The sequence below is a fragment of the Floccifex sp. genome, assembly GCF_051873555.1.
Classification (GTDB): domain Bacteria; phylum Bacillota_I; class Bacilli_A; order Erysipelotrichales; family Erysipelotrichaceae; genus Floccifex.
Map to the genome: position 1 here is coordinate 1 of NZ_JBJEEY010000138.1, position 6,132 is coordinate 6,132.

Sequence of the window (6,132 nt, forward strand, 5' to 3'; positions counted from 1 at the left end):
AAAGAACAATCTTTTCAATCTTTAGAAGACATAAAAAATGTAAAAGGAATAGGGGATGTTCTTTTTGATAAAATAAAGGACAAAATTGTTTTATGATTTTATTATTTGGATTTTGGTTTAGTTTAACATTACATGATTTTTCTTTAATGCTTTATTTTGGGATTTTTTATTGTTTCTTTTTGTTTCTAAAAGACAAAAAGAAAATTTGGATCTGGGTTCCACTATGGATTTTATCAATACTTATCATACCCACAAAAACAATAGCTCAGCCAGGCATTTATACGATACAAGAAATAAAAACCAGTTATGTATTGGCATCGGATTCAAAAAGTACGATTGTACTTTATGGACTTGAAAACCCTATGTTTCATGATCAAGTACAAGTCAATACCATTGAAGAAATTCAAAGCCTAAACAACATTCATCAATTTAATTTTCAGTCTGTTATGAATCAGAAAAATATTTATTATTGTGCCAACGTATCCGAAAGAGACATCATTCAAAGAAAAAATACAATTAAATCCATGATCTATTCCAAATGCAAAAACAATTCCTATTTATTGATGAGTCTATATGGCATTGTACAAGACGATTCTTTGCAGATGTTTGCTCGACTTAGTTCTCCTATACTTGTTTGTCTTCATATCATAAAACGAAAAAGTCAGAAAATCTTACATGAAAAACAGGCCAATGCGTTTTGTCTTTGTTTAGGTATTTGTTATGGACTACTTTTCACATTTAAAATCAATTTAATCCGCTATATCCTTTATAACACAACAAAATTTTTAGAAACCAATTCATGGACATGTTTTTGTATTTCCAGTTTTATATTTTTGATTTTATTTCCACTTTATGCCAAAGACTTTGTCTTTGTATTTGTCAGTGGCATCTTTATTTTAAATCATTATTTAAATCGAAATAAAAAAATGGCAACCTATCTTTATTTATTTTCAATTCAATTTTTATATTTCCATGAAATAAATTTAATACTATTTATATTGTATCCATTTTTTAAAAATATAAATGCTCTATTTTTTCTTTGTTCCTTTTTTATAGAACTCCCACTCTTTTCCATCCCCGATTTTACAATACATTATGTACCCAATTTTATTTTTATAATTCTATTCCTTTTAAATTTTTCGTTTTTCTTTCAACAAAAAAGAAATACAATCTTAATACTCTTATTTTTATTATCTCCATTGTATTCTACTAAAGTAGATCCATTTTTTCATGTTTATGTATTAGACATTGGACAAGGGGATTGTACATTGATTGTCGAACCCTTTTATAAAAGTGTTGTCATGATTGATTGTGGTCAAAACTTATATAGAGACAATGTAGAATCTATTATTGTACCTGTTTTAGAAGATCTTCAAATTCAAAAAATTGATTGTTTAATTTTAACACATGATGATTTTGATCACAGTGGAGGATATGAATCGTTAAAAGAACAAATTAAAATTGAAAATGTGATTCAAGATTCGAGTACAGAAATTCCAGTTGACTATCCTTTTTATTCTTTATTAGAACAAAGAAAAACAATAGACGAAAATGATACAAGCATAGTTTCATATTTTGTATATGATAATATCCATTATTTATGGACAGGAGATGCATCTGTTTTCATTGAAAAACAACTCCTGCAATCATATGACATACAAGTTGATGTTTTAAAATTAGCACATCATGGATCGAATACCAGTTCTTCTTTTGAATTCTTAAATCAGACAAATCCAGAACTTGGTATTATATCCGTTGGTGAAAACAATAAATATGGACATCCAAGTAAAGAAGTATTATATCGATGTTTGAATTGTGGTATTGATGTTTTAATGACAAAAGATCAAGGGATGATTCATATCTTTACTTGGCATTCTTTTTCTTTTTTTGTGAGTGCAAGTGGATTGATTGGGACTTTGTGATAAAATAAATCATATGAAACGAAAAATTAAATGGACACGAGTCTTTTTCTTGTTTTTTATTTGTATTACATGTATTTCTCTGATTTTCTTTTTGTTTTCTTTTAAAAAAGAAAACAAAGAATCGATATCACAAAAACCAACAATTTATTCTTTATTAGAAACGGCAATTGAACCACTTGGAAATACTCTCTATATTTATGGTGGAGGATGGAATGAAGAAGATACAAAAGCGGGTCAGGAAGCTGTTTCGATTGGATTGAGTAAAAACTGGGAAAGTTTTTATCAATCACAAGATGAAAGCTATGACTATACAAATTATTTATATCAAATTCATGATGGCCTGGATTGTTCAGGTTATATTGGATGGGTTGTATATAATACATTGGAACAGGAAAATAATAAAGAAGGCTATGTATATTTAGCACAAAACATTGGGTATGAATACGAAAAAAGAGGATTGGGATATGTTATTTCATCTGAACAAGTACAACCTGGAGACATTTGTTTTTCACAAGTCGGTCATGTTTATCTGGTTCTTGGAATGTGTGAAGATGGAAGCATATTATTGATTCATTCCAGTCCACCGGGTGTTAAATTATCAGGAACACCCGATCAAAATGGCAATGTAAATTCTCAAGCTGTAGCATTAGCTGAAAATATCATGAAAACCAAGTATAGTGACTGGTATCAGAAATTTCCAGATTGTAGTGTGGATGCTTCGTATTTTGATTATGAAATTTTTCGTTTTTCGATTTTTAATGATGAAGAAAATATTTCGCAAATGAATGCCAGTGAAGTCGTTGAGACAATTTTTTAAAGGAGTTTTACATGAATATCATTCTATATGGAAACGATGCATCACGGATGAAACAAAATCTGGATGTTTTAAAAAAGAAATATCAAATATCTGAAGTCGTTGAATTTGATGTGAATAAAAATAAAATGGAAGAAGTTTTATTTGAAATCGATAGTGTTTCGATTTTTGATGAACATAAAATGATTGTTTTATATCATTGTTCTTTTTTATCAGCCAAAGATGAATCAGATTATGACGTCAATGAATTTATGCAAAGAAGTAATGAAGACAATCCTTGTATTGTAGTTTTTTGTTGTGAAAATAATAAATTTGATAAAAGAAAAAATAGTATCAAAAAATTTCTTTCCACAATTTCTTCCAATAATATCATTCCATGTTTAGCACTGGATGAAAAAAATAAAAAATCTTATATTCAGGATTATTGTAAACGAATCGGATTAACTATGGATTATGATGCCTTTGAATGGTTTTGTTCCAGAGTGGGTATGGATTCAATGAAAATAGAAAATGAATTAGATAAATGTGCACTCTATTCATCGCATCTTCAAATAGAAGATGTACAAGCCTTATTAAGTGTAGAACCGCTTCAAAATATATTTAAAATGGTAGATGCTTTAAAAAATAAAAACGCATTGTTGTTGTTATCATATTATCGAAATTTTCGAAATCAGAAAATTGAACCATTAGCTATTAATGCTTTATTAGCCTCTCAAATGCGATTCTTATTTCAAGTTCGCGTTTGCATGGATACAGGCATGACAAAAGATGAAATTGTTTCAAAATTCAAAGCCCATCCGTATCGTATTCAAGTCACAATGAAACAAGCCTCTACCTTTCATTGTGATGAAATATTAGCAATCTTGGATCAATTATCCACTTTAGATCAAAATCATAAGATGGGAAAAATGGATATGGATGAAGGATTTGAACAATTTGTGTTTCAAATGCTGACAAAATAAAAAGGATTTTTGAGTATTTTATTTTCTGAATTTTTTCTTGTTAAGCAAGATTTTAAAATAGAACCATTATTTTTATTATATAACACTAAAAATTACTTGAAGCAATCCATTAAATTTCATAAAATAAATGTATATTCAGTTATTCGAATATAAGAAGACATAATAAATATTTTAGAAACGGAGAAGATAAAATGAAGAAGAAATTATTAAGTATACTATGTGCGATATGTACAATATGCATGCTGATACCAATGTCAATATCTGCAGAAGGCGGTAGTACGCAAACATATGACCTGTGGCAGGTAGGTGAGAAGATCTATTATGCCATGACAAATAGTACACGTACAGATTTCATTACTGCAGATGGTGGTACTGAGTTACCTCCAGTTCCAGGTACTTCTTCCTTTTATATGTTGCCTGATAGCGGTACTTATGTTCTGAAGACAGATATTACCATGACAGAATCAGTGTCACAAATTAAAATCCAAACACTTAACATCACACTTGACTTGAACGGCAAGAAGATTATCGAAAGTGTGAATAAAGCTTGCTTATCTATTATTGCTGAAAATATTATTTTGAAAGACAGTGCAGGTGGAGGTAAGATTAATGGAGATATCTTTTTAGATTCTCAATGTACATTCACACTGGAAAGTGGAGAAGTAAATGGCGATATTTCTAATCATGGTACGTTTTATGCTGATGGTGGTACAGTATTAAAAAATGTTCAAAATTATAGTACAATCACCCAAAGAACTGGCACTGCAGGTACTGTATTCAATGACTTTGTAGGTTCTTCTGAATATACAATCATTAGTGGCGGTGTATTTAATGCACAGGTGCTAAATACTGGAAACTCATGTATAACTAACGGTGTGTTCAATGGCCAGGTAAATAATGGCGGTAGTGGCTATATTAGTGGCGGTGTATTCAATGGTCAGGTTAAAAACTATAATTCTATTAGTGGCGGTGTATTCAATGGTCAGGTTGAAAACAATAATTCTATTAGTGGTGGTGTGTTCTATGACAAGGTACTTAACAAAAGTGAAAACAACTACATTGGCAACATCAGCGGAGGCGTATTCTACGGTGGCATTGAACATAATGGTGGCACGATCACCGATCCATATCATACTGTCAGCTTTGACTTAAACGGTGCAAGCGGTACAGTACCAGTGACACAGTACTTTGTTAACACAAATACAGCCCAGGCACTTGAGCCTGATGATCCTGTAAAAGAGGGCTATGAATTTGCCGGCTGGTATAACGGTGAAACAAAATACAATTTCACGGAGAATGTAACTGGAAGCATTGCTCTTAAAGCAGAATGGAAAAACGTTGAAGCACCTGTTATCACAGGACTGGAAGATGGCAAGACATATTGTGATACCGTACAGTTTGAGGTTTCCGACAATGTTGGTGTTACAAGTGTAACCGCAAATGGTGTTGAATTAATACCAGATTCGAATGGTAAATATAGTCTTGAAAAAGGAAAAGGAACTTTAACCGTTGTTGTCAAAGATAAGGCAGGTAATGAAAAGAAAGTTACTGTTACAGTTAATGATGGACACAGTCTTGAACATTTTGATGCCAAAGAAGCTTCTGTGAGTGATACTGGTAATATTGAATACTGGCAATGTAAAGATTGTGATCATTATTTCTCAGATGAAAATGGAACAAAAGAAATTACTTTAAAAGATACAGTTATCTCTAAAAAAGCTCCTGAAATCATTAACGGAAAAGGTCAAAGTGTTACTCAGGGAACTAAGAAAGAATTGTCTTTTACTTCCAATGCAGCATTTAATGAGTTTAAATATGTTAAATTAGATGGAAAAGAATTGAATTCAAAGAATTATACAGTCAAAGAAGGAAGTATTATTGTTACACTGAACAAAGATTTTGTTTCGACTTTAAAAGCTGGAAAACATACAATTTCTATTGTTTCTGAAACAGGAGAAGCTAGTACTGAATTTGAAGTTATTAAGAAAGAAGTTGATAAAGATAGTTCCAATAAAACGAATACAGGAATCATTGGAAATGCTGGTCTATGGATTTCTATGATGGTTTCTAGTTTAGATGCATTATTGATTGGATTTATTTTAAAAAGAAAAAATCGTAAATAGTTAATTTAAACTCCTGTTGAATCTAACAGGAGTTTTTATATACGAAAAAAACGCCAAATCTGTTTGTTTTGACGCTTGAAATATCATTATTGTTCTGTTTAAATCGTCCTGATATCACATGTTTTATCTTCTCAAATCTGTCTATTAGTTTCTTTGCTGATTGGAGTTTTATTGTCATAAGTTGTAACTCCTGAACAAATAACAGGCCTTCAAAGAGGACAAAACTACAAAGGCTATGTGAAAACGGCGGAAACAGCCAATGTCATTAAGTTAAGAATAACAACATTTAGGGGGTAACAAAAAAATGTACC

4 protein-coding genes are annotated in these 6,132 nt (G+C 30.7%); all 4 read left to right on the forward strand.

Going from position 1 to position 6,132, the window contains the following annotated elements:
• Positions 1-92: 92 nt before the first annotated feature.
• The 4 genes from ACI32A_RS08005 (at position 93) to ACI32A_RS08020 (ending at position 5,821) form a co-directional block, all read left to right on the forward strand.
• Positions 93-1,922 carry a ComEC/Rec2 family competence protein gene (locus ACI32A_RS08005; RefSeq protein ID WP_439754525.1) on the forward strand — a complete coding sequence of 610 codons (1,830 nt, stop codon included), beginning with the start codon at positions 93-95 and terminating at the stop codon, positions 1,920-1,922.
• A 13-nt stretch (positions 1,923-1,935) separates the two neighbouring features.
• Positions 1,936-2,739, forward strand: coding sequence for a hypothetical protein (locus ACI32A_RS08010; protein WP_439754526.1), 804 nt, complete (start codon positions 1,936-1,938; stop codon positions 2,737-2,739).
• A gap of 11 nt (positions 2,740-2,750) precedes the next feature.
• Positions 2,751-3,698, forward strand: a complete 948-nt coding sequence (gene holA, locus ACI32A_RS08015; RefSeq protein WP_439754527.1) for a DNA polymerase III subunit delta — start codon at positions 2,751-2,753, stop codon at positions 3,696-3,698.
• A gap of 536 nt (positions 3,699-4,234) precedes the next feature.
• A complete protein-coding gene (locus tag ACI32A_RS08020; protein WP_439754528.1) occupies positions 4,235-5,821 on the forward strand; it encodes an InlB B-repeat-containing protein in 1,587 nt (528 codons plus the stop codon).
• Positions 5,822-6,132 lie beyond the last annotated feature (311 nt).